The organism is Nonomuraea sp. NPDC004186 (assembly GCF_053603495.1).
On the sequence record NZ_JBSGFQ010000066.1, the window covers coordinates 1 to 25,834 of the forward strand.

Annotated in this window: 25 protein-coding genes and 3 pseudogenes; 15 read left to right on the top strand and 13 right to left on the bottom strand. The window is 69.4% G+C overall.

What is annotated here, in order from left to right:
- The first annotated feature begins 135 nt into the window (after positions 1 to 135).
- The 5 genes from rpmG to rpmF are packed head-to-tail and all read left to right on the top strand — an operon-like array spanning position 136 to position 1,241.
- Positions 136 to 300, top strand: coding sequence for a 50S ribosomal protein L33 (rpmG, locus tag ACWEPL_RS40275; RefSeq protein ID WP_364382251.1), 165 nt, complete (start codon positions 136 to 138; stop codon positions 298 to 300).
- Positions 297 to 536 carry a type B 50S ribosomal protein L31 gene (locus ACWEPL_RS40280; protein ID WP_452439276.1) on the top strand — a complete coding sequence of 80 codons (240 nt, stop codon included), beginning with the start codon at positions 297 to 299 and terminating at the stop codon, positions 534 to 536. Before rpmG ends, ACWEPL_RS40280 begins: the two co-directional genes overlap by 4 nt.
- Positions 536 to 772 carry a 50S ribosomal protein L28 gene (rpmB, locus tag ACWEPL_RS40285; RefSeq protein WP_363973182.1) on the top strand — a complete coding sequence of 79 codons (237 nt, stop codon included), beginning with the start codon at positions 536 to 538 and terminating at the stop codon, positions 770 to 772. The genes ACWEPL_RS40280 and rpmB overlap by 1 nt, the downstream gene beginning before the upstream one ends.
- Positions 772 to 1,071 (top strand): 30S ribosomal protein S14, encoded by a 300-nt coding sequence (gene rpsN, locus ACWEPL_RS40290; RefSeq protein ID WP_452439277.1) that lies wholly within the window; start codon positions 772 to 774, stop codon positions 1,069 to 1,071. Before rpmB ends, rpsN begins: the two co-directional genes overlap by 1 nt.
- A 2-nt stretch (positions 1,072 to 1,073) precedes the next feature.
- Positions 1,074 to 1,241 (top strand): 50S ribosomal protein L32, encoded by a 168-nt coding sequence (rpmF, locus tag ACWEPL_RS40295; RefSeq protein WP_185074868.1) that lies wholly within the window; start codon positions 1,074 to 1,076, stop codon positions 1,239 to 1,241.
- Positions 1,242 to 1,298: 57 nt separating this feature from the next.
- Here rpmF and ACWEPL_RS40300 read toward each other — a convergent pair whose 3' ends face one another.
- The 3 genes and pseudogenes from ACWEPL_RS40300 to ACWEPL_RS40310 all read right to left on the bottom strand — a co-directional run bounded on the left by ACWEPL_RS40300 (position 1,299) and on the right by ACWEPL_RS40310 (position 2,713).
- Positions 1,299 to 1,766 (bottom strand): recombinase family protein, encoded by a 468-nt coding sequence (locus ACWEPL_RS40300; protein ID WP_452439278.1) that lies wholly within the window; start codon positions 1,764 to 1,766, stop codon positions 1,299 to 1,301.
- Positions 1,767 to 1,797: 31 nt separating this feature from the next.
- Positions 1,798 to 2,133 (bottom strand): annotated as a pseudogene (locus ACWEPL_RS40305) (recombinase family protein); the annotation flags it as partial.
- 118 nt (positions 2,134 to 2,251) lie between these two features.
- Positions 2,252 to 2,713 (bottom strand): MarR family winged helix-turn-helix transcriptional regulator, encoded by a 462-nt coding sequence (locus ACWEPL_RS40310; protein ID WP_452439279.1) that lies wholly within the window; start codon positions 2,711 to 2,713, stop codon positions 2,252 to 2,254.
- A gap of 134 nt (positions 2,714 to 2,847) precedes the next feature.
- On the opposite strand from ACWEPL_RS40310, the gene ACWEPL_RS40315 reads away from it, so the two are divergent.
- Both ACWEPL_RS40315 and ACWEPL_RS40320 read left to right on the top strand, forming a co-directional pair.
- Positions 2,848 to 3,231, top strand: coding sequence for an FAD-binding oxidoreductase (locus tag ACWEPL_RS40315; RefSeq protein WP_452439280.1), 384 nt, complete (start codon positions 2,848 to 2,850; stop codon positions 3,229 to 3,231).
- On the top strand, positions 3,201 to 4,283 hold the full coding sequence (locus tag ACWEPL_RS40320; protein WP_452439281.1) for an FAD-binding oxidoreductase: 1,083 nt from the start codon (positions 3,201 to 3,203) through the stop codon (positions 4,281 to 4,283). The genes ACWEPL_RS40315 and ACWEPL_RS40320 overlap by 31 nt, the downstream gene beginning before the upstream one ends.
- Before the next feature lie 243 nt (positions 4,284 to 4,526).
- Here ACWEPL_RS40320 and ACWEPL_RS40325 read toward each other — a convergent pair.
- Positions 4,527 to 5,821: pseudogene (locus tag ACWEPL_RS40325) on the bottom strand (transposase).
- A gap of 111 nt (positions 5,822 to 5,932) precedes the next feature.
- On the opposite strand from ACWEPL_RS40325, the gene ACWEPL_RS40330 reads away from it, so the two are divergent.
- Entirely contained in the window at positions 5,933 to 7,003 is a 1,071-nt protein-coding gene (locus ACWEPL_RS40330; RefSeq protein WP_452439282.1) for a serine hydrolase domain-containing protein, read from the top strand.
- An 8-nt stretch (positions 7,004 to 7,011) separates the two neighbouring features.
- Here ACWEPL_RS40330 and ACWEPL_RS40335 read toward each other — a convergent pair whose 3' ends face one another.
- Entirely contained in the window at positions 7,012 to 7,566 is a 555-nt protein-coding gene (locus ACWEPL_RS40335; RefSeq protein WP_452439283.1) for a TetR/AcrR family transcriptional regulator, read from the bottom strand.
- Between the two features lie 112 nt (positions 7,567 to 7,678).
- On the opposite strand from ACWEPL_RS40335, the gene ACWEPL_RS40340 reads away from it, so the two are divergent.
- Genes ACWEPL_RS40340 through ACWEPL_RS40350 form a run of 3 tightly spaced genes read left to right on the top strand, consistent with a single transcriptional unit; the run spans position 7,679 to position 9,956 of the window.
- Positions 7,679 to 8,023 (top strand): hypothetical protein, encoded by a 345-nt coding sequence (locus tag ACWEPL_RS40340; RefSeq protein ID WP_452439284.1) that lies wholly within the window; start codon positions 7,679 to 7,681, stop codon positions 8,021 to 8,023.
- A complete protein-coding gene (locus tag ACWEPL_RS40345; protein WP_452439285.1) occupies positions 8,020 to 8,511 on the top strand; it encodes a hypothetical protein in 492 nt (163 codons plus the stop codon). Before ACWEPL_RS40340 ends, ACWEPL_RS40345 begins: the two co-directional genes overlap by 4 nt.
- Positions 8,508 to 9,956, top strand: a complete 1,449-nt coding sequence (locus ACWEPL_RS40350) for an MFS transporter (protein ID WP_452439286.1) — start codon at positions 8,508 to 8,510, stop codon at positions 9,954 to 9,956. Before ACWEPL_RS40345 ends, ACWEPL_RS40350 begins: the two co-directional genes overlap by 4 nt.
- 66 nt (positions 9,957 to 10,022) lie before the next feature.
- Here ACWEPL_RS40350 and ACWEPL_RS40355 read toward each other — a convergent pair whose 3' ends face one another.
- The 7 genes from ACWEPL_RS40355 to ACWEPL_RS40385 form a co-directional block, all read right to left on the bottom strand.
- Positions 10,023 to 11,837: a CocE/NonD family hydrolase gene (locus tag ACWEPL_RS40355; protein ID WP_452439287.1), complete on the bottom strand. Its 1,815-nt coding sequence runs from the start codon at positions 11,835 to 11,837 to the stop codon at positions 10,023 to 10,025.
- A 121-nt stretch (positions 11,838 to 11,958) separates the two neighbouring features.
- Positions 11,959 to 15,294: a S8 family serine peptidase gene (locus tag ACWEPL_RS40360; RefSeq protein ID WP_452439288.1), complete on the bottom strand. Its 3,336-nt coding sequence runs from the start codon at positions 15,292 to 15,294 to the stop codon at positions 11,959 to 11,961.
- 251 nt (positions 15,295 to 15,545) lie between these two features.
- Positions 15,546 to 15,671 carry a hypothetical protein gene (locus ACWEPL_RS40365; protein ID WP_363973216.1) on the bottom strand — a complete coding sequence of 42 codons (126 nt, stop codon included), beginning with the start codon at positions 15,669 to 15,671 and terminating at the stop codon, positions 15,546 to 15,548.
- Positions 15,672 to 15,816: 145 nt separating this feature from the next.
- Positions 15,817 to 16,602, bottom strand: coding sequence for an ABC transporter permease (locus ACWEPL_RS40370; RefSeq protein WP_452439289.1), 786 nt, complete (start codon positions 16,600 to 16,602; stop codon positions 15,817 to 15,819).
- On the bottom strand, positions 16,599 to 17,528 hold the full coding sequence (locus tag ACWEPL_RS40375) for an ABC transporter permease (protein ID WP_452439290.1): 930 nt from the start codon (positions 17,526 to 17,528) through the stop codon (positions 16,599 to 16,601). Before ACWEPL_RS40375 ends, ACWEPL_RS40370 begins: the two co-directional genes overlap by 4 nt.
- Positions 17,525 to 19,072, bottom strand: a complete 1,548-nt coding sequence (locus tag ACWEPL_RS40380; protein WP_452439291.1) for an ABC transporter substrate-binding protein — start codon at positions 19,070 to 19,072, stop codon at positions 17,525 to 17,527. The genes ACWEPL_RS40375 and ACWEPL_RS40380 overlap by 4 nt, the downstream gene beginning before the upstream one ends.
- Entirely contained in the window at positions 18,954 to 19,895 is a 942-nt protein-coding gene (locus ACWEPL_RS40385; RefSeq protein ID WP_452439292.1) for a class I SAM-dependent methyltransferase, read from the bottom strand. Before ACWEPL_RS40385 ends, ACWEPL_RS40380 begins: the two co-directional genes overlap by 119 nt.
- Before the next feature lie 201 nt (positions 19,896 to 20,096).
- Here ACWEPL_RS40385 and ACWEPL_RS40390 point away from each other — a divergent pair, with 201 nt between their 5' ends.
- The 4 genes from ACWEPL_RS40390 to ACWEPL_RS40405 all read left to right on the top strand — a co-directional run bounded on the left by ACWEPL_RS40390 (position 20,097) and on the right by ACWEPL_RS40405 (position 24,218).
- Positions 20,097 to 20,348, top strand: coding sequence for a transposase (locus ACWEPL_RS40390; protein WP_452439293.1), 252 nt, complete (start codon positions 20,097 to 20,099; stop codon positions 20,346 to 20,348).
- Between the two features lie 734 nt (positions 20,349 to 21,082).
- Positions 21,083 to 21,688 carry a TetR/AcrR family transcriptional regulator gene (locus tag ACWEPL_RS40395; protein WP_363973235.1) on the top strand — a complete coding sequence of 202 codons (606 nt, stop codon included), beginning with the start codon at positions 21,083 to 21,085 and terminating at the stop codon, positions 21,686 to 21,688.
- Positions 21,685 to 22,461 (top strand): ABC transporter ATP-binding protein, encoded by a 777-nt coding sequence (locus ACWEPL_RS40400; protein WP_452439294.1) that lies wholly within the window; start codon positions 21,685 to 21,687, stop codon positions 22,459 to 22,461. The genes ACWEPL_RS40395 and ACWEPL_RS40400 overlap by 4 nt, the downstream gene beginning before the upstream one ends.
- Entirely contained in the window at positions 22,446 to 24,218 is a 1,773-nt protein-coding gene (locus ACWEPL_RS40405) for a hypothetical protein (RefSeq protein ID WP_452439295.1), read from the top strand. The genes ACWEPL_RS40400 and ACWEPL_RS40405 overlap by 16 nt, the downstream gene beginning before the upstream one ends.
- Before the next feature lie 89 nt (positions 24,219 to 24,307).
- On the opposite strand, the pseudogene ACWEPL_RS40410 reads toward ACWEPL_RS40405, so the two are convergent.
- Positions 24,308 to 25,770, bottom strand: a pseudogene (locus tag ACWEPL_RS40410) (alpha/beta fold hydrolase).
- Positions 25,771 to 25,834: the final 64 nt, after the last annotated feature.

The window sequence follows — 25,834 nt, forward strand, 5'->3', positions numbered from 1 at the left end:
GCCTGGGTGGCGGGGCGGGCCGTGGCGTGCAGGCCCGCGACGAGGACGACGGGGGTGGACACTGAGCCTCCAGGAGTTGAAGTGAAAACCGTTTTCGTTATCATTGCATGGCTTCGCCAGTGGAAAGGAACCGCTTTGGCCAGAAATGAGGTGCGACCCGTGATCAAGCTGCGATCCACGGCAGGCACCGGATACACCTACGTGACCAGGAAAAGCCGCAGGAACACCCCGGACCGGCTCACCCTGCGCAAGTACGACCCGACCATCCGCCGGCACGTGCTGTTCCGGGAGGAGCGATGAAGAAGGGCACCCACCCCGGCTATAGCCCGGTTGTCTTCCGTGATCCCGGCGCGGACTTCGCGTTCCGCACGCGCTCCACGATCAGGAGCGACAAGACGATCGAGCGGACCGACGGCAACACTTATCCGGTCGTGGACATGTCCTCAGCGAGCCACCCCTTCTACACCGGCCGCAACCGCGTCCTGGACGCCGCAGGCCGCGTCGAGCGGTTCAACCAGCGCTACGGAAGGACCTGATGTCCGCGCACTGCCAGCTCACCGGCGTCAAGCCGGTGTTCGGCAACAACGTTTCCCACTCCCACCGCCGCACCCGGCGGCGCTGGGACCCCAACATTCAGCAGCGCCGCTACTGGCTGCCCGGCGAGGGCCGCTATGTCCGGCTCACGCTCAGCGCCCGGGCGATCAAGACCATCGACCGGATCGGCATCGACAGGGCGATCGCGCAGATCCGGGCCCGGGGAGAGAAGGTCTGATGGCCAAGAAGAGCAAGATCGCCGCCAACGAGCGACGCAAGGCTGTGGTCCAGCGCTACGCCGCACGCCGGGCGGAGCTGAAGGTACTCATCCGTACCGGCACTCCGCAGGAGCGGGCGCAGGCCGCACGGGAGCTGACCCGACAGCCGCGCGACGCCAGCGCCACCCGCGTCCGCAACCGCGACTCCGTCGACGGCCGTCCCCGTGGGCACCTCACCAAGTTCGGGCTCTCCCGCGTCCGCTTCCGCGAGATGGCCCACCGCGGCGAACTGCCCGGCATCACGAAGGCGAGTTGGTAGCCATGGCCGTGCCCAAGCGCAGAACCTCGCGCAGTAACACCCGGCACCGCCGTAGCCAGTGGAAGGCCGCCGTTCCCGACCTCGTCCCGATCATCGTGAACGGGCGGGAGCTGCGCGTCCCCCGCCGCCTCGTCCGCGCCTACCAGCGGGGACTGATCACGATCGACTGAGGCCATACGGGCCACCGGGCACGACGACGTGCCCGGTGGCCAGTGCATGTCGTCGTCTCATTGGGTGGGTGGCGCGATCTTGCCAGGCTCTCCGGCGAGACGGCAGGTGCCGCAGGTGCCGTAGACCTCAAAGTGGTGACGTTCGGCCTGAAAGCCGTGCTCGGTGTCCAGGCGTCGTAGCCACCGGCGTAGTTCGGGCACTGGAGGCCCCTCGATCACCGTGCCGCAGGACTGACAGACAAGATGATGACGGTGGTTCGGGCCGAACAATCGATAGGTCGTTTCTCCGTGATCTTCGAAGACCGGGGTTGAGGAACCCAGGAACAGCCGTTGGCACTGAAGCTTGCCGTTCTTCTTCGCCAGCGCCATGCCTTCGCGAGTGCGCAGGTGCCCCAAATTGGCCTCGAACTCGGCGACGATGGCGAGGGTTTGCAGGAACAGCCGCCCGAACGGGTCGTTCCAGTCGTAGATGTTGGCGCCCAGGCCGAACAGGACGCCGCTCTGACAGGCCAGTGAGGATCTCATTGGCCTCAGCCATGTTGCGGGCGAACCGGTCGAATTTAGTCACCGTGAAGACGGTGCCGGTCCACCCGGCGGCGAGAGCCTGGTCGAGGCCGGCTCGATTACGGCGCGTGGTGCCGGAGAACCCGCGGTCAATGTAGATCCGCTCCTCCGGCATGCCGAGCGCGAGCAGCTGCTCGGTCTGGACGATCACGTCTTGTTCGTCGGTGGAGCAGCGGGCGTAGCCGACGCGGCTTCCGTTCACGCGCGCCAGTGTTCCGGATAGGGGGCCTTCACCGGAACAGTTCGCGGAACATCTGTACGGAACACCCTGACCTCGGGCGGTTGCCCGGCGGCTGGTGTTCCGGTGGGGGATCCCCTTGCGGAACATCGGTTCATCTCAGCCGCACCAAGCCTCAGCCTTCACCGAGGCCCAGCACAAAGATCGACACTCTGGTACGTGCCGTCGTACTGGGTGGTCGCAGATCGACAACGAGAGGGCCCGACGCCTAGCTTCTTTCGAAGCGGACGACCTCTTCCAGCACTATGCGCATGCCGGCGATTCGATCCTGGCCGAGGCGCTGTGCCCACCGCCGCTCAATATCCCCGAGGATTCGAGCGGCGGCTATCTGTGCCTTCATTCCCCGTTCGGTCAGTCGGATGATCTTGGCACGATGGTCGTCTGGATCGGTCGTCCGCTCGACGTAACCGTGCCGCTCGAGCTCGGTAACCACCTCACCGAGCGCCTGCTTGGAGAGCCCTGAGCGTTCAGCCAGCATGGTCAGCCGCGAGCCCTCATCGTCGATGAACCGGAAAACGGCGCCGTGGCTGTAACGAATCCCCTCGAATCCCTCCTTGTCGAGTTGCCGGTGCAGCTCCGCGAGCGTGACGTCCTTGGCCTGCGTGAACAAGGTGGGAAGCGGGATCTCGCTCACACCTTGGTCGCCCTGCCTTCCGGCGCGCGTCGTCATCCCGGACGTCCCCCTTCCGCCGTGATTCGTCAGGCGACTTGACAATACCGTACCGACAGATAGTACGGTCACCTTACTATCTACGGCCGCCGTGTCCGATCGAGTGCCAATACCGACAGACCCGAGGAATGATCATGAGCAGTTCGCATCCACAACGCTTCCAGCCCGCCGGCATCGACCCAGCCAAGGTCAAGGCCTTGACCAAACGGGTGAGAGGCCCGGTGCTCACACCCGAAGACGAGGGCTACGACACCGAACGAGCCGGGTACCAGCTCGCTCGCCAGCATCGGCCCGACCTCGTGGTCGGCGCGACCGGAACCGCGGACGTGCGGGCCGCAGTGGAATTCGCAAGAAGCCACGCGCTCCCGGTGGCCGTGCAGGGCACCGGACATGCGTCAGCCGGCATCGCCGGTGAGGGCGGAGTGTTGATCAACACCACCCGGATGACGGGTGTCCGGGTGAACCTCTCGAGGCGAACACGGCCTGGGTGGCAGCCGGAACCCGATGGGACGAAGTGATTCACGAGGCCGCGCCTGCCGGGTTGGCACCGTTGTCAGGCTCCTATCCGGGCCTCGCCGTGGTGCCCTACACCCTGGCCGGAGGACTCAGCCTGCTCTCCCGGCGCTACGGCTACGCCGCCGATCACGTACGCAGCATCGACGTCGTCACAGCGGACGGCCAGCTGCGGCATGTCACCGAGAAGTCCTACCCAGACCTGTTCTGGGGACTACGTGGCGGTCGGGACAACTTCGGTGTGGTCACCGGCATCGAGATCGGCCTCGTGCCGATCACCACCCTCTATGGCGGATCACTGCAGTTCCCCGGCGAACTGGCCGCCGAGGTGTTCGACACCTACCTACGCTGGACGGCCACCGTGCCCGATGAGATGAGCTCATCGATCATGCAGATGTCCTACCCGGACATCCCTGCATTTCCAGCGGCATTGCGAGGCCGACAAGCCGTCCATGTCCGCATCGCCTACGCCGCGGATGTACTCGATGCCGCCGAGAACCTGGTCGAGCCGTTGCGGGCACTCGGCCCGATGAGCGACACCCTCGACGTACTGCCCTACACGGAAGCCGGGTCCATCTATGCCGATCCCCCCTTTCCTGGATACATCGAGGCCAATACCACCCTGCTCGGCGAACTCGACACCACGGCGGTACGCACCATCCTCGATCTGGCCCCACCCCACGCCCCGGTGCCGCACATCTTCGAACTGCGTCACCTCGGCGGCCGACTCGCCCTCCCACCGGCCGCCGCCAACGCCGTGGGTCACCGGGACGCGCGATACCTGTTCAACGTGGTCTCCCGGCTGGAACGTGCCGACATCACCAAAATTCGGCCGGCACACAAACGCATGCTCGAAGCGCTCGTCCCGTGGAGCACCGGCGGCCGTCTCCTGAACTTCATGAATGGCGAGGACGCCGCCAAGGAGGTGCGCTCAGCGTACGAGCCCAAGGACTACCAGCGCCTCACCGAAATCAAGGCCGTCTACGATCCTGACAACACTTTCCGGCTCAATCACAACATCCCACCCGCCAACACCGAAGACCCCACATCAGCCTGAACCCGTCCGCCCTATTCCGAGGTCGAAAAGCGACGGGACAGCCATTAGCCGTTTTGAGCTGTTCGAGCAAGTCAAGGCGATGCTCAAGCAACGGCGTTGGTTCAGGTCTTCGGCCCGGAGACGGCGGGTTGTCCCCGCGCTCCTCGACCTCGGATTCGCCGGATCCGATGGGTGACGCTCATCGGATCACAGGGCTCGAGGAAGCTTCGGGAGAAGACCCGGGCCGCAAGCCTAGGTCTACACCTACTCATCGTCCACGCCGCCGCCGTCGGGTATCTCGCCGAGCTGCCGAAGACCATCAGCCGGCGCGGAGGAGGAGATGGAGTAGCGGCCCAGGACGTTGAGGCGGGCGTGGCCGAGCGGAGACAGCCGTGCGGCGTCCTCATCCTTGGCCGGGACGCCTTCGGCGCGCAACTGGTCGACCGCGGCCGACAGGTATCTGGAGTTCCACAGCGCGACCGCGTTGACGACCAGCCCCAGAGCCGCCAGCTGATCTTCTTGCCCTTCACGGTAGGCCTTGCGAATCTGCCCGCCTGCGCCGTGGCAATCTTGCGGGCCAGCCAGTGCCGGGACTCCTGGACGGTGAGCTGCTTGTTCAGCTTGCGGCGGTAGGTGTCGTCGATCGGGTCCAGGATGGACAGCAGGTGCAGGGTCTTGTCGACGCGGCCGTACTCGGCGAACGCCTGCCCGAGCGGGGTGGGCCACCCGTTGCGGGCGAACATGCGCAGCAGGTCGTAGGCGCGGACCTGGTTGGTCACCAGCGACCCGGCGACCCGGATCATGTCCGACCACTGGATGTGAATTTTCTGCCGGTTGATCTTGTTGCGGGCGATCGCCTCCAACGGCCCGCAGTCGCCCGGGGTGTTGCTGCCGGGCACCTCAGAGCGCCAGAACCGCTGGTCGCCCAGGTCGGCGAAGCGGGGCGCGAACCGGTAGCCGGGCATGGAGAAGATGCCGAACACCGTGTCCGAATCGGACGCCTGGTCCGTCGTGACGACCTCGGGCTGCGGGCCCGCATCGATGTTGATCAGGGTATCCAGGATGTACAGCGAGTCGCGCGGCGTGCCGGGTACGACCATCTGCCCGATTCCCATTACTTGATCATTGACTGCGTTGAGAAGCGTCAGACCGCGCTTGTCCCCAAAATACTTCGGCGAGGGAGCGGCGTTGATCGTCTGGACCGGGACGACGAACCGCAGCCCATCGACCGAGGCGAGCAGCCCGCCGCCCCACAGTGCCACGATCGGCACGCCGCGCTGGGCCTCGATCAGGATCGCGTTCGCGGCTGCGTGCGTCTCGGTCCGCACGTAGTTCTGGTCGACATGGCACAGGCGGCCGCGCGTGAGCGCCTCGTCCCCGTCCTTGATCACCGGGGTGTGGCCGACGTTGCAGGCCTCGCTGATCAGCAGCGCCGCCAGTGATCTCGGCAGGTCGTGCATGCGCGTGGAGATGTCGGCCGGATGCACGTAGGCGTCCAGGAACCCGGTCCAGGAGTGCACCTCCAGCAGCAGTTCGGGCAGGTCGATGCGCGGCAGCATCGCCTGGCAGGCCCTTTGCCACAACGGTAGCGGGTGAGCTGCGGTTTTCCGCAGTTGATCGTGCGGTGGCCCGCATGGTCCGGCGCTTCCGGCGTTCCTAGCGTTGCCTCCATGATTCTCATGAAGACCCTGGCCGTCACGCTCGCCCTGACCAGCCTCAGCCCGACGCACGACTCCTTGGAGCGGCAAGTGAACGACCTGGTGACGTCGAAGACCATGTCCGCCGTCCTCGTACGGGTGAGCGGGGACGGTCGAGACTGGACGGCCGCGGCCGGCTACAGCGACGCGGTCTCACGCAAGCCTGCCGACGCCTCCGGCTATTTCCGGATCGGCAGCGTCACCAAGTCGTTCGTGGCCACCGTCGTGCTCCAGCTCGCCGACGAGGGCAAGCTGTCCCTCGATGACCCGGTCGGCAAGTATCTGCCCGCCGCCCCGCCCGAGAGCAGTCCGATCACGGTGCGGCAGGTGCTCAACCACACCAGCGGCCTGTTCGACTACGCGGGAGCGGGCATCCCAGGCTGGTCGGTCAGGGACTACCGGCCGGTCGAGACGCTGTACGACCAGACGCCGCAGGAGCTCCTGGCGGTCGGCCTGTCCAAGCCGCCCTACTTCAAACCCGGCGCAGGCTGGCACTACTCCAACACCAACTATGTCGTGGCGGCCATGCTGATCGAGAAGCTGACGGGAGGCTCGTACGCGGACGCGATCAAGACGAGGATCCTGCATCCGCTCGGCCTCACGCACACGCTTCTGCCCGGCCACGCGAAGGCGATACCCCGCCCGCACGCGCACGGCTACGCCACCTACAACGGCAAGATCGTGGACGCCACACGGATGAACCCGTCGCTGGAGTTCGGCGCAGGCGAGATGATCTCGACGACGGCCGACCTGGCCCGCTTCTTCGATGCCCTCCTGGGAGGCAAGCTCGTCAGTCGATCCGCGCTCGAGCAGATGCGGGCCACGAAGCCGGCAGGCGCGGGCATGGGGTACGGGCTCGGCCTCCAGGAGTTCAAGCTGACCTGCGGCAAGAGCGTGTACGGGCACAGCGGCGGCACCTTCGGCTACCTCACCTACGCCCTCAGATCCGACTCGGGCCGTACGCTCGTGATCTCCGCGAACCCGTACACGGGCAACGCCCCGGCCGACACCCTGCAGAAGGCTCTGACCACGACGTTCTGCTGACCGGCGGGTCAGGTTTCGAGCAGCGCGCGGCAGATGCGGGTGACCTCGTCGAGCAGCCGCCGTTGATCGTCCGGGGCGTGCAGGATGTGATCGGCGGTCCCGTGCATGGCGTGGTAGAGCACGATGGCGGTCGCTCCGGGGTCGGAAAGTGTCGCGGTCTCTTCGAGGAGGTTGCGCAACGCGTCGATCGCCAGGTTGGGGCGAGGTTGCTCGCCCGGCCGGGAGACGTGGGAGTTGTGCCGGAACAGGACGTCGTGCAGGCGGGTGTCGGACAGGTATTCGGTGATTCCGGCCCGCAGCCAGGCGTGCACCCGGGGGGTGCCGCTCTCCGCTTCTGAGGCTTGCCGCTGGCGCGCAACGAACCGCTCGACGTATCGGTCGCGCAGCGCCGCCAGGAGCTCGTCTTTGCTGGCGAAGTGCAGGTAGAAGGTGCCTTTGGCGACTCCCGCACCGACGACCACGTCGTCGATCTTGAGCGCGTCGACACCGTGGGCCAGGACGAGTGACTCGGCGGCGTCGAGCAGGTCGCTGCGCCGCTGCTCGCTGGGTTTGGTCCTGGCCATCTGCCTCCTTCCGGCTGCTGTCGACCTTAGCGGATCTCCGCATCCATCCTCTTGTCAATGAAAATCGTTTCCGTTATGGTCCGACTGACTGTCAGTCATTTAGGAGGCGATAGTGCGGGACCCAACTGTGCTCCGGCAAGCCGGCCGGTTCCGCATCGGTCCGGTCGTGGACCGGTACGGCGACTACTGCGGCTGGCTGATCGGCACGCAGCCGGCGCTGTTCGCCCTTGCCGTGCTGGATCCGGTGGCCGACCTGCCCGCCGTTCTGGCCGTGATGGCCGCGGTGCTGGTGGTCTCCGCGTTTCACGACACCGCCGTCAACGGCCTGCCGGCACGCCTGCTCGCCCCGGACGAGCGCGGCACCGCCAACGGCATCCAGACCGCCGCCGCGTGCCTGTCCATCCTCGTCGGCTCGGGCGGCGCCCTGCCGCTATACACGTGGGCGGGTGGGCGGTGACGCCGGCCGCCGTGGCGGCGGTGTTCTGCGTCCCGCTCGCCGTGCTGGCCAGGTTCACCGAACCCGGCCCATGGCCAGCCGGCGATGCGGTCCCGCCCTGGCGGTCGCTGACCGGGGTGTTCCGGTCGCGCAGATCGGCGGCGTGGACGCTGCTTGTGATGCCGCTCTCGGTCCCTGCGCTGTACCTGGCCACCGCGGTGCAGTCGGCGATGTTGCCGGCGGCCGGATGGGGGATGGAACGCATCGCGCCCGTCCAGTACACCTTCGCCCCCATGGCCGGGGCGGCCGCCACCGACGTCACCGTGCAGGTCTCCGTGCGGGGCGTGCTGCGCATGCTGCTCGGCGCGGCCGAGCTGGTGCTCGCGGGCCTCGCCGGCTACCCGCTCCTCATCGCGGCCTCCGTGCTGCTCTCCCTGGCCGGGACCGCCGTGGCCGTGCTCTGGGCCCGGCGGCACACGTACTCGAATCTCGCACCACAGAGGGGATGACCTTGTCCACCACCCCGCGACGCAGGGGAACGCTGATCGCCGCGTTCTCCGCCACCTTCATCGCCCTGCTCGACCTCACCATCGTCGCCGTCGCGCTCCCCGCCATGCAGACCGACCTGCACACCACCATCACGGGGAGCCAGTGGATCGTCGACGCCTTCTCCATCTGCCTGGCCGCCTGCATGTTGTCCGGCGGCTCGCTGGGAGACCGGTACGGCAGGAAGCGCTGGTTCCTCATCGGCATGGCGCTCTTCCTGGCCGGCTCCCTCCTCTGCGCCCTGGCGCCGACGCTGGGCTACCTGGTCGCCGGCCGCGCCGTGCAAGGGATGGCCGCAGCTCTCCTCGTCCCGGGCGCCCTGTCGATCATCGGGCAGGCCGAGCCGGACCCGGTGCGCCGAGCCCGCCTCCTCGGCTACTGGGGCATGTGCGCCAGCGCCGCCGTCCTCGCCGGGCCGATCATCGGCGGCCTCCTCGTGGACGGCTTCGGCTGGCCCGCGATCTTCCTGGTCAACCTGCCCATCGGAGCCGCCGCCATCCTGCTCGGTCGGCGGACGATCGACGAGAGCGCCGACCCCGACCACGCCGCGCTCGACCCGGCCGGCCAAGCGCTCGGCATCGCCACCCTGGCGATCCTGATCTACGCCATCATCGAGACCCGTGCCAACGGCTGGGGCTCGCTGATCACGATCATCCTGCTGGCGCTGGCCGTGGCCGCAGGGACGGCGTTCGTCATCGTCGAGTGGCGGCAGGCCACGCCAATGCTGCCCGTCCGCCTCCTCGCCGACCGCCGCTTCGCGAGCGTGAACGCCGCCTCCGTCCTGCTCGGCTTCGGCGCCAACGGCGCCTTCACCCTCCTGTCGCTCTATCTCCAGCAGGCTCAGGGGCACAGCGCACTGGCCACCGGGCTGCTCCTGGCGCCTATGACAGTCGCCATCATGCCCGCTTCCGTCCTGGCCGGGCGGCTGACCGCATCCCGTGGCCCGCGCCTGCCCATGCTGCTCGGGTACGCCCTCGTCGGCGCGAGCCTGCTGGGACTCGCCACATTCGACATCGGCCGGTCTCCTTTCGCGATGGGAGCGCTCTTCGTGCTCTGCGGCATCGGCCAGGGCCTGGCCATCACCCCCGCCGTCGCCGCCGCCCTCCAACTCGTGCCACGCCAAAGATCCGGCGTCGCCTCCGCCACTGTGAACACCGCACGCCAGGCAGGCAGCGCCCTGGGCATCGCCGTGCTCGGAGCGATCCTCTCCCAGAGCCTCGCGGATGCGGATCCGACGACCTTGCAGCGGTTGTACGGCACCGGCATGCGCGACGTCATGCTGGCGGCAGGCACCGCCGTACTCGCCGGAGCCCTGCTCCTGGCCCTGCAGCGTGGATGGCGACCCGCGACCGCGGATACGCACGAGCCACAGGCCAGGCAGAAGGATCGCATCCGCCACACACCTTGACCATTCCGGAACATCGAAGTGAGCTTGACCGGTACCCGCTGTTGCGGGTACCGGTCAGCCGGTCGGTCAGCCTTGCCAGACCCTCAGTGGGAAGGTGCCGGGACCGATGTTGCTGAGCGTGGTGGTGTTCGCCGCGAGGTACTGGTCCAGGTACGGCGAGCGGTCACCCTGTGTCGGCACGTCGAACCTCGGGGCCTGCACGTCCAGGGTCAGCCGTGCGTCGGAGACCTTGATCGTGTTGCCCGAGGGCACGTCCCACCAGCGGCCGGAGTCGATGGTCCCGATCTGGACCCCCAGGCGGTGCCCCCGCTCGAAGGTCCAGTCGGTCGACTTCAGGTCGAACGAGATCGGTCCCCTGCGCTCCAGCAGGGCGACATTCTCGTCGAACATCGTCGCCGTGCCGTCCGGGGCGACGTCCCACAGGCGCACCATCACGTTCCCGGTCGTGCTCGCGTTGAGCCTGATCCGCGGTGTGGCGGTCATCCGCAGTTTCTGCGGCGCGGGTGTGGACCAGGTCCAGAAGCTGGTGGCCGCGGTGTCGCCCTGCTTGGCCGCGCTCTTCTCGGTGCCGGACAGCGGCTCGATCCGCGGCGCGTGCTCCATGTCCCAGCGGCCGCCGTCCGCCCGGGCGGCCGCCGCCGAGCCGCCGCCGTCGTCGAGGTACCGGCCGGCGGAGAGTCGCGCGTCGTACGACGTCGTGGCCACGGGCCAGGTCGGCTGGGCACGCCATTCGCCGAGGCTGTCCTCGACGGCGTACGCCGGGTCGCTCACCGACGGGGCGATGCCGCGAAGGTACTGGTCGTAGAAGCGCATCACCTCGTCGAACCAGCCGGCACGACCCTGCAGCAGCCGGCCGTCGGCGTCGGTGTCGTTGCCGCGCACGTGCTCCCACTGGCCGACCCAGCCGCGTTCCCGGCCCCGATGGTTGTCGAGGTACTCCTCCATGTCCTCAGGCTTGGTGTTGGGCTCGATGAGCCCCTGCGTCACGAACAACGGCGTCCTGGTGCCGGCCGCCTGGGCGGCCAGGTTGCGGGCGCTCCAGTACGCCGAACGCGGGTCCGGATTGTTGTTGTTGGTGAGGTTGTCGCTCAGGCACTGCGGATGGCTCGCCTCGTACGCCGCGTTCGCCTTGTACCGGTCGCTGTCGTCGGCCATCGCGGGGATCGTCGCGATCGAGTTGTACGCGTTCGGCGTGCCTGTGACGTTGGGGCGCGGGACCTTGTTGCTGAACAGGTAGTTGTACATGTCCCAGACCGGCTCTTGGGCGACGACCGCCTTCAGGCTGTCCAGCTTGAGGTTGTTGCCCACCAGCCCGGTGACGGCGTCGTACGACTTGCCGTACATGCCGACCTTGCCGGTCGACCAGGACTGCCTGGCCGCCCACTCGACGGCGGCCCGGACGTCGGCCTGCTCGCCCGGGCCGACCCAGTCCAGGCACCCGGTGCTCCCGCCGAAGCCGCGCAGGTCGACCATCACGAAGGTGTAGCCGCGCGACATCAGGCCGGCGCCGTTGATGAAGTCCTGGAAGCGCGCCGACGGTCCGACCCGGTCCCACCCTTCGGGGCCCGTCTGCCCCGCGTGTGCGAAGTAGGGGCCCACCGAGACGATCACGGGCGTCTTCACCTCGGCCGGCAGGTGCGCCGGGCGGAGCACGTCGGCGTGCAGCTCGACGCCACTGCCGTCCGAGGACGGGAAGTACGCCTCCGTCCATGCGGCGCCCTCGGGAACCCGTGGGTTCTGCTCATGCGTGACCGGGACCTCGGTTGCCGCGTTTGCCGCTCGGGCCTGGGCGGCCGCGGGTAATCCGCCCGCGACCAGGGTGGTGATGGTGAGCAGTGCACCGGCCGCCACGGCGGTCGAGGCCTTTCCGCGAATGTTCATGGATACTCCCCGTGATCATTGGCTGCCATGGGAAAGTAGCGATTTTCTCCGGATTTGTCTCCACTTGACATTTGGAGTGGATCAGCCGCGGGCGGACGGGCCGCCCGCGGCCGCTAACGGGTCACTGGATGGTGATCTTGTCTACTTCGACCGTTATCCCCCTCACCTGCGGTGTCGAGGTGGCCGTCGTCACCTTGCCGGCCCCCGTACTGACGCCCTTGACCTTCATCGAGTACGTCAGGGTGCCGCCGGGAACGGCCGGTGTGCTCTTGACGACCAGGTCCTCGGTGGGCGGTCCGGTGATCTGGTCACCCGCCGTGCCTTCGGCGTTCTCGGCGCCCACGGTCAGGCCCGCGGCGGCGGGAGGGGCGCCGGGCAGGTTGGCCGGGTCGTAGGCGTAGCTGATGTCCTCGGCGCCGTTGACCCCGATCCACTGCTGGAACACCTTGAGGTCGGTGGTGCCGAAGAGGTTGACCCGCCACTCCACCACCAGCCAGCGGTTGACCCCGTCCGTCAGGACCGTGGCGAAGACGCCGGGGGCGCCGGTGCCGTCGAGGTCGGTCCAGTAGGAGGCGAGCACGTTGTTCGGGCGCGCCGGGTCGGGCAGCGTCTGCGGCTGGAAGGTGATGTCGTCGCCGCCCGCGGTGCCGCCCGCGACGCTGTAGCCGTTGGAGGTCACCCCGAGCCTGGTGTAGGTCTGGCCCGCGAAGGTGAAGGCGGGCACGGTGAAGTTCAGCGCCTGCTCGTCACCGATCGGGATCGGGGTGACGCCGAAGGCGTCCAGCGGGAGGTAGCCGGCCGGTCCCGCGCCGGGCGCGATCGCCGGGCGGGCGGGTTGCGTGGCGGCCAGCGTCGCCTTGGTGGTCGCGATCTGGCTGCCGATCTTGGTGGCCGCCGTGACGCTGTTGAGGCGCAGGCGGCCGTCGAGCGTGGTGAGCGCGGTGACTTCCGCGTCCTTGGGCGTGTTGTTCTGCACGGTGACCGTGCAGGTGGACTCGCCGGTGTTCCTGGGGATGGTGGACGGCGCGCAGGTCTGGTCGACCGGCACCGCGCCTTCCCGGCGGAAGAACGCGACCGGCAGGTGCAGCGCGCGCGGGCCGCCGACCTGCTTGAGGTTCACCTGGCCGAAGTACTGCCCGTCGGGCAACTCCGGGGCGGTGATGACCACGCTCAGCTTGGCGCTCTTGCCCGGCGCGACTGTGAAGAGCGGCGGCAGCACGGTGATGTCCGCCCCGCTGACGGTCGTGGCCGAGGCGGAGAAGGTGAGCGACTTGCCCGTGGTGTTGGTGACCGTTCGCTTGGCGGTGATGATGCCCGGCATGGTCGGCGCATTCACGGAGGGCAGGTTGAGGTCGATCCGGTCGAGCGGGTCGGCGGCCGAGGCGACGAAGTTGGCCGCGCTCTCGTCCAGGGTCAGCCCGGGGTCACCGGCCTTGGTCAGGTCGATGCGCCCGCCGCCCATGTCGAACGGGTCCGCCGGCGTGGTGCGGTCCGGCTTGGTGACCGCGGTCTTGGCCGTGGTCTCCAGCGCCGACTTCACCTGTCCCGCCGTCCAGGTCGGATGCAGCGCGAACACCAGCGCGGCCGCGCCCGTCACCTGCGGCGCCGACATCGAGGTGCCCTGGATGACCTGGTAGAGGTTGCCCGGCGGCCCCTCCAGCGGCGATTCGGGTGTCGGGGTCATGCCCGCCAGGATGTGCAGGCCGGGCGCGGTGACGTCCGGCTTGAGGAAGTCCCCGCCGGGACCGCGCGAGGAGAAGTACGTCATCACGTCGCCCTGCCAGCCGGCCTTGGCGCTCTGGGTGAACGACGCGGTCGCGCCCGGGTGGGCGGCCAGGAAGGCCATCAGCGTGTCGGTCTCGGGCTTCTCGATGTGCACGGACGGGACCCAGTGCGCGTCGGTGAAGACGTCGAACGGGAAGCTGTTGTAGAGGATCATCCCGGCCGCGCCGCCCTGCCTGACGTTGAAGCTCTTCAGCACCCGGTTCGGGCCACGCTCGCAGGCGACGATCTTCCCGGTGAAGATCCCGGCGGGCGCCGGGACGTCACACAGCGGGCGCGAGTACGGCGGCGCCGACGCGAGCACGACGGGCAGCGGCGAGGCGAGACCCGCGGTGACGGAGGCCCCCTTGATCGTCGCCGTGGCGCCGCCGCCGGACAGCGTGATCGTGGACTGGAACGTCCTGGTCTGCGTGGAGGCGGCCACCGTGGTCACCCAGGGACTGCGGTGGTCGGTGGTGTTGGCGTCGGGCCCGGAGTTGCCCGCGGACGCCGAGACCAGCACACCCGCCGCGTACGCGTCCAGGAAGGCCAGCTCGACCGGGTCGCTGTACGGGTCCGAGCCGCCCGAGATCGAGAAGTTGATGACGCGTACGCCGTCCAGGATGGCCCGCGCGACGGCCTGCGCCGAGTCGGAGGGGAAGCAGCCCTCCGCGCCGCACACCTTGTAGACCGAGACCTCGGCGGCGGGCGCGATGCCGTGGATCGGGCCACGGCTGATGCCCATGGGGTTGGCGTCGGCCACCGCGCCGCCCGCGGAGGTGGTGGCGGTGTGGGTGCCGTGCCCGTTGGAGTCGCGGGCGCTGTCGGGGTAGACCTCGCCGCCGAAGACCGCGTTGTACGTCTCCAGGAACGGCCCGCCGCCGATCAGCTTGTTGTTGCAGGTGAACGGGTCGCTGGCCGGGGTGAGCGGGTTGTCGCCGAAGTTGCACACCCGTGGCGTGCCATCCTTGGTCGGCCCGGGGGCGGGCAGGCCGGGCTTGGCGGCGAAGGACGGGTGCTCGGGCCAGGCGCCGCTGTCCAGCACGCCCACGATCACGCCTTTGCCGGCGGAGTCGCTGCCACCGAGCTGGTTGTAGATGGTGTTGGCGCCGATGAACGCGGGGCTGGAGTCGGTCAGCAGTTGCTGCGGTTTGTCCTCCTGCACGGCGACCGCGCCGGGCAGCTTCAGCACCTCGGCCGCCTTGTCGCCGGGGATCCTGAGCGCGATGCCCCCGTATACGGTCCTGATCCGCTGGCCGACCACCGCGCCGGGGACCTTCTTGGCCAGCTCGCCCAGGAAGGCGTTCTCGACCTCCTGGATGTGCTCGCCGTACCTCCTGGCCTCGGTGCTCCTGGTGTCCAGGGCCCTGCCGGTGGTCGCGGGGCTGGTGGCCGCCAGCCCGGGCAGCCCGCCCCGGTAGGCGGCGAGCGAGTCGTAGTCCAGCTTGACCACGACGTTGACCGGCGCGGGCGAGGTGGCCCGCAGCAGCGCCTGGTCGCTCTTGGCGAGCTTGCCGGTGGGGGATTTGGCGCCCTCGACCAGCTCGGGGCCGGTCAGGGGAGTGGCGCGCCACTTCCCTGGCGGCGGCGTCGGCGTGGCCTGCGCCGCGACCGGGCTCATGACGATCACGACGCTGAGCCCGACGGCCACCGACACCAGCCGTCGTACACGGGATGAGCGGGAACGGGATAACACGAAGAACCTCCTCGTCGAGGGGCTGCGTGGGCCCGCCCGGGAGGCGTCGTGTCACCCCGATTTCCGGTACGCCGGAGAGATCACTGACCCTCCCCGGTGGGTGACGAGCTGGACCGCCGCCCTGGTAAGGGTGGATCGGTCCGAACGGGAGTGTAATCAGCGATGATCCAGCCGAGAACGTACCGACTTGCCAGAATCAGGCCGACAATCCGGCACTTCTCGTGATCGAAACACGACGCCCCCGATGCTCTTCACGCCGTCGCCGGTGCCGCCGACCTGTCGCGCATGCACAGGGCGCCGATGGCGCGGCAGGACAGATGGAGGGTGAAGGCGACGCTGAGCAGCGGCACCGAACGGGGTGAGGCGGTGACACGCATGGCGGCCGCGGCTGGGGTACGACCAGCGGCACACCGCGCGCGGCGGCCACCTCGGGATCGACGCTGGCGAAGACCAGGGGACGCCATACAACGACCGGCCCGATCAGCGCGATGGTGCCGCCGCCGCGAAGTCGCGGGTCACGCTTCAGGCGTGGGACAACTTTCGGCGGGCGTCCACTATGAGCGCGACCGCCAGACCGGTGACGGCGAGGGCAAGGGCGGGCACGACCGCGAGGCGAGGTGCGGCGACCAGCAGCGGCGTGGCTTCGCTCACCATGCCGCCCCAGTCGGTGTCGGGTGGCGGCAGCCCGATGCCGAGGAAGCTCAGGGACGTGACCGCGATCAGCGTCCTGGCGAAGTCCGCGGTGGCGACCGTCAGAACAGGTCCGGCGATATGAGGGGCAATGGTGCGCCGGAGCAGGTAGAGCGGTGACGCGCCGATGGCCCGCACGGCCAGCACATAGTCGGCGGAGGCCACGCGCCGGGTGGCCGTACGGGCGACGAGGCCGCAGTTCACCCACCCGAGCGGCACGAGGGCGGCCAGGACGGTCGCGTACCCGGGCCGCAGCACACCCGCCAGCGCGAGCGCCAGTGTGAGACCCGGCAACGCGAGCGCCACGGTGGCGGCGAAGCGCAGCAGCCGGTCGGGCAGTCCACCGGCAAGCCCAGCCGCGGCGCCGAACATCGTACCGAGAGCCGTGGTCGCCGCCGTGACGGCCAGCGCGAACAGCAGGGATGTACGGCCGGCCGCGGCCGTCCTGGTGAGGAGGTCACGGCCGAGCTGGTCGGTGCCGAGCCAGTGTTCCGCGCCGGGCGGCAGCAGGGCGCGCTCCAGGTCGGGGACGTGCGGATCGTACACCGACACCACCGGCGTGAGCAGGCAGAACAGCACGACCGAGGCGAACACCGCGACGCCGGCGCAGCCCCTCACCGGCGGCGCACCCGCGGGTCGACGGCCGCCAGGCAGAGCTCGACCAGGGCCAGGACCAGGACGGTCGTGACCGCCGTGACCAGCACGTACGCCTGCACGATGGGCAGGTCGCGCTGCCTGATCGCCGACACCGCGAGCTGCCCCACGCCCGGCCAGGAGAACAGCGTCTCCACCACCACCGCACCGGCCAGCAAGTCCGCGAGCACCATGCCGGTTGCCGTGATGGCGTTCGGCGCGGCCACGCGCAGGGCGTGCACCATGACCGCGCGCCGGGGCCGCAGTCCCTTGGCGGTCGCGAGCTTGATGAACGGTAGCCGCAAGGACTGGGCGAGGTCGGCCCGCAGCAGCCGCAGCAGCGTCGCGGCGCCGGCCAGGCCGAGGGTGAGAGCGGGCAGCACCACCGCGCCGGGGCTGCCGTCGCCGCCTGTGGGCAGTGCGCGCAGGCCGACCGCCACAATGCTGATCAGCAGGATCCCCACGATATAGGGCGGAACGCCGGTCATCGCCACCGTCACGAGCGCGACGGCGCGACTGCCGGGCGCGCGCGGCCTGAACGCGGCCCTGATCGAGACGAGCGCGGCGAGCGTGACCGAGACCAGCGCCGCCGCTCCCGCCAGCCGGAGTGTCGCCGGGACGCGCGAGAGGATCTCGGCGGCGACGGGGGAGCGGTCGGTGTAGGAGTGTCCGAAGTCGCCGCGGAGCACGGCGAGCAGCCACCGCAGGTACTGGGTGAACAGCGGCTGGTCCAGGCCGAGTTCGGCGCGCAGGACCGCGACGCTGCGCGCCGAGGGCTGGATGCCACCGCGGCGCAGGATCTCCTCCGCCGGGTCCCCCGGCGCCAGCGAGGTCAGCAGGAAGACCAGCACCGACACGACCAGCAACGTGAGCAGGAGCTCCGACGCACGTCGCAGCAGGACGGCGGTCACTTCAGGGGTGCCAGCTTGCCCAGGTCGACCACATACGCCGCGTTCTGCGTCACCCCGTTGACCTTGCCGATGGTCACGATGGGATTGTCCTGGTAGGCCAGCGGGATCATCGGGCGGTCGGTGGCGAGCAGACGCTGGATCCGGTGGTACAGGTCGCGACGGACGTTCGGGTTCGTCTGCGCCGCGGCCTGGTCGACAAGTTTGTCGAACTCGGTGTTCCGGTAGCCGAGCTTCCGGTCGACGTTCCAGGACGCGTCCGAGCGCAGGAACCGGCGGAACAGGTAGTCGGCGTCGCCGTTGGGCACGCTGTAGGCGCTGAGGAAGAGGTCGTAGTCCCCGGCCTCCATCACGGACTTGGTGGCCTCGGCCACGGTCACCTTCGCGGGCAGGCCCGCCTGCTCGAAGGCCGCGCGCAGCACCTCGGCGATGTCGGCGTAGGGGAACTGGCCGGTCTCGGCAGAGGAGATGAGGATGTTCACGGGCTTGGTAGGCGGCCCCGCGGCGGCGATCAGCTCGCGGGCCTTGCCGGGGTCGTGGCCTGCGGTGATGCCGGGGTCGGCGAGGTCGCCGAAGACCGGTGACAGGAACCCCGCCCCCGCCTTGGCCGTGCCCGCGAGCAGTCTGCCGGCGATGGCCTGACGGTCGATCGCCAGGTCGGCCGCCTGGCGCAGGCGGGCGTCGGAGAACGGCGCGCGCGAAGCGTTGAACGTCAGGTAATGCGTCAGCACCGAGGGGCTGCGGACGACCCGGAAGCCGCTGTCACCGGCCACCGCGGCGACCTGCCCCGGCAGCAGCGCGCCCTTGTCGATCAGCCCGTCCACCTCACCGGCGCGCAACGCCGCGACCCGGGCGTTGGCGTCCGGGATCACCCTGACCACGATCTTCTTGTAGACGGGGGCGGCGCCGTAATAGTGCGGGTTCGCGGCCAGCACGGCCTGCTGTCCCTTGGTCCAGTCGACCAGCGTGTACGGCCCCGTGCCCACCGGCTTGCCGGCGAAGTCCCCCGAGGAGGCGAACGCCTTCGGCGACTGCACCATGCTGTAGAAGCCCGCCAGCCTGCCCGGCAAGTCGGCCACGGGCTCGTTCAGCACGAACGCCACCTTGCCGTTTTCGGCGCGGACGTCGCCGAGCTTGCCGTACGCCACCTCCATGCCGGCGTCGAGGCTGAAGAACGCCGACTGGCGGGGCGCGATCCGCAGGAACCGCTTGACGTTCGCGACCACCGACTCGGCGGTCAGCGGCGTCCCGTCGCTGAACTGCACGCCGTCGCGCAGCGTGAACGTCCACCGCCGACCCCCGTCCGCGGCGGCCCAGGAGACGGCCAGCGCCGGGACAGGCCGTAACCTGTCGTCCACGGTCACCAAGGGCTCCCACACCCGCAACGTCTGGTGCGTGTAGTACGGATCCTCGGGTCCGGCGACCAGGTCACGCGGGGCCGCCAAGGTGAGCTGCTTCCCATCCTGCGCGGCGGGCTCCTGACCGCCGCATCCCGACAGGACCACTCCCAAGAGCGCCACCAGCATGATCGCGGCTCGTCTTCGCACTTGAGCTCCCATCAAAGGCCGAACCAACCCCATGCGAACGGTAACCGTGTTCAAACTGCTTGAGGAGAGCATTCGCCCGGTCACGATCACCTCGTATCTCACGCACCTGCTCTGTCGATGAGATACATGCCGAGTCCGGCCGGACCGGTGGGGGTCGGTGCGAGGGCGTGCCCGCCGAGCTCCGCCTTGAGCTGCCGCTCGTCGAGCACCCACCAGGCATAGGCCACCTCCAGCTCATCGACGAGCTGATCATCGTGGTAGGTGTGATGTGCCAGGTGATCCGGTCGGGGCCTGCGGGCCCGGCGCGGCCCCATCCCTCGTACCTGCGCCGCCCGACCCGCACGTCGGCGAACCGGGACTCCGGCACCGTCATCGGCTCGGTGGGCGGCTGCAGGTTCAGCACCGCTCGGCCGCCGGGGACGAGGCGCTCGGCGAGCAGACTCCAGATCCGTTGTCGTCCGACCGGGTCGAAGTGGCCGATGACGTTCATGGCGACGACGGCGCCCAGCTTCTGAGGCAGCGCCGCCTCGAGGAAACCCTCCGGCAACACGGTCACCCGGTCACGCAGCTCCGCACTCTCGTTCACCCGCGCCAGCAGGACGGACCGCAGCGCCGCCGACGGCTCGACGGCCACGATCTCGGCCTCGGGCACCGCCTCCGCGATCACTCGGGTGCCCTGCCCTCCGCCGGCGCCCACATCGACGATCGGACCGGTGACGTCGCGCAGCACCTGCGACAGCGACGGTGCCAGGGCCGCCCAGTGCGGCGCGATCATCACGTCCACGAACTCCGCTGATCGCTCGTATTGGTCTGCCACTTCCACACCCCTCGTCGTACATTGATAATCATTACCGTTTTTGCGAGGTTAGAGATGGGTGAGGTGATCGTCAAGAGTGCGGCGGTCGTCGCCGGGGCTCTCCGGGCACGAGGAGCCGGGGCCTCCGCCGGTGATCGGAGGGCTTCGCGGCAAAGGTCTTGCCGTCTCCAACGGCAGGTAGCAAGCCACGTCCGCGGCTTCGCCACCATGATGCGCGACCTCCGTGGTGACCGTCTGCCCGCCTGGATCGACGCAGTTCCTGAAGAGGACCTGCCCCACCTGCGCCGGTTCGCCCACGGCCTGCGCTACGACCTCGACGCCATCATCGCCGGCCTGTCACTTCCCTGGAACTCCGGACAGGCCGAAGGACAGAACACGCGAGTGAAGCTGATCAAGCGGCAGGGCTATGGGCGAGCCGACTTCGATCTCCTGCGGAAGCGAATCCTGCTCCGAACATGATCCTCAACCCGTCCCAAGATCAGCGACAGAGCCCGGTTACTCGTACGCACCTCTGCACACCAATGAGTACGCCGACAGCCCGCGTTACCTCAGCGCGGACACCGGCGCCCTCGCGTGGGCGTTCGGCCCTGAGGGGGCGCCCGCCGTCCGCGGAATCGACATCCTCACCGTCAAGGACGGCCTGATCCACCGCGTCATCACCCTGTTCACGCAGTAGAGACCGCCGTCGGCGACAGCGGGCAGTGGGCAGGAGGGTCAACGCGCTGTGGCGCAGTCGATGTGCGGGTCCACCCCTGGCCATGCGGGTCGAGCTCGGTGTAGACGGTCCTGCAGAAGTACTCGGCGGCCCCGGCAGGAGGACACGCTCCTCGCCATGGCGGCCCGGCAGATGTCCGGCCAGCCCGCCGGAGTCAGTCTGGCCGCTCTGGTGCCGCAGACCGGATGTACACCGGTCAGCTGGATCGCCACCTCAGGCGGGCAGGTCGCGATCCAGCCGGGGTAAGCAGCATCGAGAGGCGACGACGGCCAGCTGGCCGAGCCGCACGTGCGGGTCAGGCGGGTCGATCTCAACGCGTCGCACCGTTTGCGCCCTGACGGTGTCGTTGCGTCACATCGACGATCGATGACGGCGAGGGGCGCGTCGTGCCCCTCCTCCATACGGTGGTGACATGGGCCGGCCGTGTCCTGGCCGAAGCTGTTGCCAACCATTTGAATGACCGTTTAAAATTTTGATTGTGTCATCAGAAAGTCGAACGTTCATTGAAGAGGCGCGGCGGGCCCAGATCATCGAGTGCGCCATCGACGCCATCGCCACCCTCGGGTATGCGCAGACGTCGCTGGCGAAGATCGCGCAGCTGGCGAAGATCTCCCCCGGATCGATCTCCTACCATTTCGGGAGCAAGGACGAGCTCATCCAGGCCGTCGTCAGCGAGGTCGCCAGGCTGGCGACCGAGATGATGGAGCCGGCCATCGTCGCGCAGCCCACGGCGACTGACGCGCTGCGCGTCTACCTGGAGACGAACCTGGCGTTCATGGGCCGCCACCGCAAGCCGCTGCTGGCGCTGGTGGAGATCATCACGCACGCACGAGGCGGCACCGACACCCCGGGCCCGTACACGGCGCAGCACGAGATCGCGCTTCAGGACATCGAGAAGGTGCTGGCCTGGGGGCAGAAGAGCGGGGAGTTCCGCGACTTCGATCTGCGTTCGACGGCCATCGCGATCCGAGGAGCGGTGGACGCCGTGCCCGCCCAGCTGTTGCAGAACCCAGAGCTCGACCTGGAGCTGCTGGCTCGGGAACTGACCACCCTGTTCACGATCGCCACGCGGAGGCAGCCATGACGGCGGCACTCGAACCGGCCGCTCTCGATCTGGCCGGTCTCACCAAGACGTTCGGCACGAACGCCGCCGTGGACCACCTCGACCTGACCATCCCGCAGGGATCCTTCTACGGCCTGGTCGGGCAGAACGGGGCGGGCAAGACCACCACCCTGTCGATGGCCGTCGGGCTGGTGCGGCCCGACAGCGGCACCGCGCGGATCTTCGGGACCGACGTCTGGGCCGATCCGCGGCACCGGGCCAAGAGGCTGGTGGGCGTCCTGCCCGACGGCCTGGCGATGCCTGAGCGGCTGACCGGGCGGGAGGTGCTGACCTACCTCGGCCTGCTGCGCGGACTGCCCGAGCCGGTGGTGGCCGAACGGGCCGGTGAACTGCTGGAGGTGCTGGAGCTGGACCAGGCCGGCAGCACGCTGGTGATCGAGTACTCGACCGGCATGCGCAAGAAGATCGGGCTGGCCACGGCGCTGCTGCACGCGCCCAGGCTGCTGGTACTGGACGAGCCGTTCGAGGCGGTGGACCCGATCTCGGCGGCGACGATCAAGCAGATCCTGCGCGCCTTCGTGGCGGGCGGCGGCTCGGTGGTGCTGTCCAGTCACGTGATGGCGCTGGTCGAGCAGCTGTGCGACCACGTCGCGGTGATCGACAAGGGCAAGGTCGTGGCGGCGGGCACGCTGGAGGAGGTCAGCGGTGGCGGCTCGCTGGAGGAGCGGTTCGTGGACCTCGTCGCGACCGGCGACCGTGCCGCGATGAAGGGGCTGACGTGGCTGCCGAGCTGATCATGGTACGGATGAAGACCGCCGTACTGCGGCACTCCCTGACCGGCCGCCGTGCCGGGATCGTGGCCACAGGCGGGCTGCTCGGGATCGCGCTGGCGGGCGGCACGATCGTGCTGGCCCTGTCCGCGCCCGCGCTGCTGCCCGCCGCCTACGCCGTGTGGATGCTCGGCTGGATGCTGGGGCCCGTCTTCGCCGGAGGCGGGGACGAGACGTTGCGGCCCGAGTACTTCGCCCTGCTGGGATTAGCGCCGCGGCGGCTGGCCAGGGCACTGCTGGCGTCGGCGTTCGTCGGGGTGGCGCCCGCGGCGAGCCTGCTCGCGCTGGGCGGGCTGCTGGTCGAGGGGGTACGGCACGGCGCCGGAGCCGCTGTCGTGGCCGTGCCCGCGATGGTGCTGCACCTGGCCATGTTCGTGCTGCTGTCGAAAGTGGCCGTGGCGGTGCTCGCGATCGTGCTGCGCTCGCGGCTGGGCGCGGTGCTGGCCGGGGTGATCAACGCGACGATCCTGGCGGCGCTCGGGCAGGGCTGGGTGTTCGCGGTGGCGTTCGGCGTGAACGGGGCGGTGCCGCAGTTCGTCAGGTATCTGCCGTCCGGATGGGGGGTGCTGGCCGTCCAGGGCGACTGGCGGCGGGCGGTCATGGCACTGGCCGCGATGGCGCTGCTGGTGGCCCTCCTGCTGGCCGCATGGGCCGCGCTGCTGACCAGGCGTACGAGCGCGAACCGGACCAACGGACGAGCGCCCACACCGACAGGTCGCCGAGAGGGCGGCCAGCCGAAAGACAGGCAGGCGGTGCCGCAGAGCCGGGTCGTGCTGGGCAAGGAGCTCCGGACCTGGTCGCGTGACCTGCTGCGCACCCACCAGCTCACCTTCGCCCTCGCCTACGGCCTGGCGTTCGCCGCCGCCCCGCTCATTCTCGGCTGGCCCGGCATGCTCTGCTGGGCGGGTCCAATCTTCGTCGCCATGGCCGCGGGCATGTCCGCCAACCTCTACAGCGGTGACGGCACCGCCTTGTGGCTCACCCTCATGATCCCGGACGCCAAGGACGTACGAGGCAGGCAACTGGCCTGGCTGGCGACCGTCGGCCCGCCCGCGACCGCCCTGACCGTGACGCTGACGGCGCTGGTGGACGGCCCGTGGCCGATGGTGCTCGCCCTCCTGGTGGCACTGCTGGGTGGCGGAGCCGGGCTGGTGCCGCTGATGTCGGTGTACGCGCTGGTCCCCGGCACCGACCCGCACCGCAGGCCGGGCAACCCGCTGCGCTCCACCGACGACGACGGCTCGGCCAGCGGCCTGGTGTACGCCATGCTCGCCCTGTGCGCGCTCACCGCCGCCCCCGCCGCACTGGTGGCCTGGCTGTACGGCTGGCCGGGCGTCGCCGTGGGCCTGCTGACCGGCCTCTCGTGCGCCTGGGGCCTCGGCCACCTGGCCCAGCGGCGACTGAGCACACACGGCCCCGAACTGCTCCACCTGATGCGGACCGGCCGCCCGCCCACCACCGCCAAGACCCCGCAGAACCTGCCCAGACGCGAGCAGATCATCACCGCCATCTGCTGGGGCTTCGGCGCGATCCCGCTCATCCCGCAAGGCATCGTGCCAGGCATCCTCAAGGTGACCGGGACCGGGTCACGCGGCTGGTTCCTGGCCCTGTACCTGCCCGAATGGCTGCAATGGCCGACCATCGTGTGCATGACGCTACTCGGCCTGACCATGTACGGCCTCGGCCTGTGGATCCCACGCCGGCACAGCAGGCAGCCGTAACGCTTCCGGCGACCGAGCCTCACCCAACAGGACCACCCGATCGGGCCTAGCGGGCGGCCCGAGCCAATCGAAGAGGACCAGGGCGAGCGTTACGGGGTGTATTCGTCGTGGCGGCGGACCCAGGCCATCGGGTAGGACAGGTCGTCCTCGTTGCGTCCGCGGGGTGCGCGGTCGAGGAGCTGGTAGGCGGCGATCATGGAGTCGGCGCCGCGGGCGTAGCTGGAGTAGGTGTGGTGGACGGTGCCGTCCTGGAGGGCGAACGCGCTCATCCCGGGCAGCTCGGCGGCCGGGTGCGGCTCCGGCCGGAAGTTGTAGGTGGCGCCGTTGGCCTGTTGCTCGGGCGTGAACGAGACGCGGAAGTCGTAGTTGAAGTCGCTGCCGTGGGAGGAGACCCAGGTGAACCGCCAGCCCATCTGCCGCTTGTAGGCGTTGATCTTCTCCAGTGGCGCGCGGGAGACGCTGATGAGGGTCACGTCGCGGCTGTTGAGGTGGGGGATGGCAGCGTCGAAGTGGTCGGCGGTCAGCAAGCAGCTGGCGCAGCCGGCGTCGGAGCCGGGATGGAACATGAAGTGCTTGACCAGCAGCTGGGACCGTCCGTCGAACAACTCGGCCAGCGTCGCCGGTCCGTCGTCGGTGGCGAAGGTTAGTCCTTGGTGACGGGTACCCAGGGAAGGTCGCGGCGCAGGCGGGCCAGGTGGTCGCCGTTGCGGCTGTGTTGTTTCTCGCGTTCCAGCAGGGCGTGGCTGGCGGTCAGCCGTTCGTCCGGGGTTCCGGTGCGGTGGGTCATCGGTGGTCCTTTCGGTTCGTCGATTGGGTGATGTGGGTGGCGATCGCGGGGATCACGGTGTCCCAGCTGTGGTGAGGGAGTTCGTGGCCGATGCCGGGCAGTGGCAGCAGGCGGGCGCCGGGGATCTCGGCGGCCAGCGCGATGCCGTGCTCGATGGTGAACAGCGGGTCGCGGGTGCCGTGCAGGACCAGGGCCGGCATGTTCAGGGTGCCCAGCCGGTCGCGCCAGCGGGCGTGGCCGCGCATCGCGTAGTGGTTGGTGTGGCTGGCCTGCACGCACGCCGTACGGTCGCAGACGGCCGCGGCTCGTTCGCGGGTGACGGCCCCCTCCTGCGGGGGCCAAGTCCGAGGCGTAGGCGCGGTCCTGGGCGACGACGTAGTCGATGACGGCGGCGCGGTCGGCCCAGTCCGGTGGCACGGCGGTGTCGAAGTGGGTCTGCAGCGGGCCGGTGGTCGGCGGCAGATCTGGGGCGCGTGGCTCCGGGCTGGTGGCGATCAGGGTCAGCGACGCCACCCGCCCGGGCTCGTGCAGGGCGGCGACCTGGGCGAGCTGGCCACCCATGGACAGGCCCACCAGATGCGCCCGCGCCAGGCCGAGCGCGTCGAGGATCGCGATCGGGTCGGCGGCCAGGTCGGCGAAGGTGTAGTCGGGGGAACCCGGCGGGTACCAGGTCGATTCGCCGGTGTCGCGGTGGTCGTAGCGGATGACCAGCCCGCCGGTGGCCTCGGCCGGCCGTTCGCAGAAGCCGATGTCCCACCAGTCCATCGACCGGCTCGCGCCGCCGATGAGCAGGACGGCAGGGCCGTCGCGGCGCCCGAACGCCTGGACA

What these genes read in the sequence shown, in the direction of transcription:
- ACWEPL_RS40335 (WP_452439283.1), bottom strand. Translation starts at nt 7,566, where the DNA reads ATGGCCAGGACCAAACCCAGCGAGCAGCGGCGCAGCGACCTGCTCGAC.
- ACWEPL_RS40400 (WP_452439294.1), top strand. Translation starts at nt 21,685, where the DNA reads ATGACGGCGGCACTCGAACCGGCCGCTCTCGATCTGGCCGGTCTCACC.
- ACWEPL_RS40365 (WP_363973216.1), bottom strand. Translation starts at nt 15,671, where the DNA reads ATGCGTGTCACCGCCTCACCCCGTTCGGTGCCGCTGCTCAGCGTCGCC.
- ACWEPL_RS40315 (WP_452439280.1), top strand. Translation starts at nt 2,848, where the DNA reads ATGAGCAGTTCGCATCCACAACGCTTCCAGCCCGCCGGCATCGACCCA.
- ACWEPL_RS40300 (WP_452439278.1), bottom strand. Translation starts at nt 1,766, where the DNA reads ATGAGATCCTCACTGGCCTGTCAGAGCGGCGTCCTGTTCGGCCTGGGC.
- rpmF (WP_185074868.1), top strand. Translation starts at nt 1,074, where the DNA reads ATGGCCGTGCCCAAGCGCAGAACCTCGCGCAGTAACACCCGGCACCGC.
- ACWEPL_RS40350 (WP_452439286.1), top strand. Translation starts at nt 8,508, where the DNA reads ATGACCTTGTCCACCACCCCGCGACGCAGGGGAACGCTGATCGCCGCG.
- rpsN (WP_452439277.1), top strand. Translation starts at nt 772, where the DNA reads ATGGCCAAGAAGAGCAAGATCGCCGCCAACGAGCGACGCAAGGCTGTG.
- ACWEPL_RS40310 (WP_452439279.1), bottom strand. Translation starts at nt 2,713, where the DNA reads ATGACGACGCGCGCCGGAAGGCAGGGCGACCAAGGTGTGAGCGAGATC.
- rpmB (WP_363973182.1), top strand. Translation starts at nt 536, where the DNA reads ATGTCCGCGCACTGCCAGCTCACCGGCGTCAAGCCGGTGTTCGGCAAC.
- ACWEPL_RS40330 (WP_452439282.1), top strand. Translation starts at nt 5,933, where the DNA reads ATGATTCTCATGAAGACCCTGGCCGTCACGCTCGCCCTGACCAGCCTC.
- ACWEPL_RS40280 (WP_452439276.1), top strand. Translation starts at nt 297, where the DNA reads ATGAAGAAGGGCACCCACCCCGGCTATAGCCCGGTTGTCTTCCGTGAT.
- ACWEPL_RS40355 (WP_452439287.1), bottom strand. Translation starts at nt 11,837, where the DNA reads ATGAACATTCGCGGAAAGGCCTCGACCGCCGTGGCGGCCGGTGCACTG.
- ACWEPL_RS40390 (WP_452439293.1), top strand. Translation starts at nt 20,097, where the DNA reads ATGATGCGCGACCTCCGTGGTGACCGTCTGCCCGCCTGGATCGACGCA.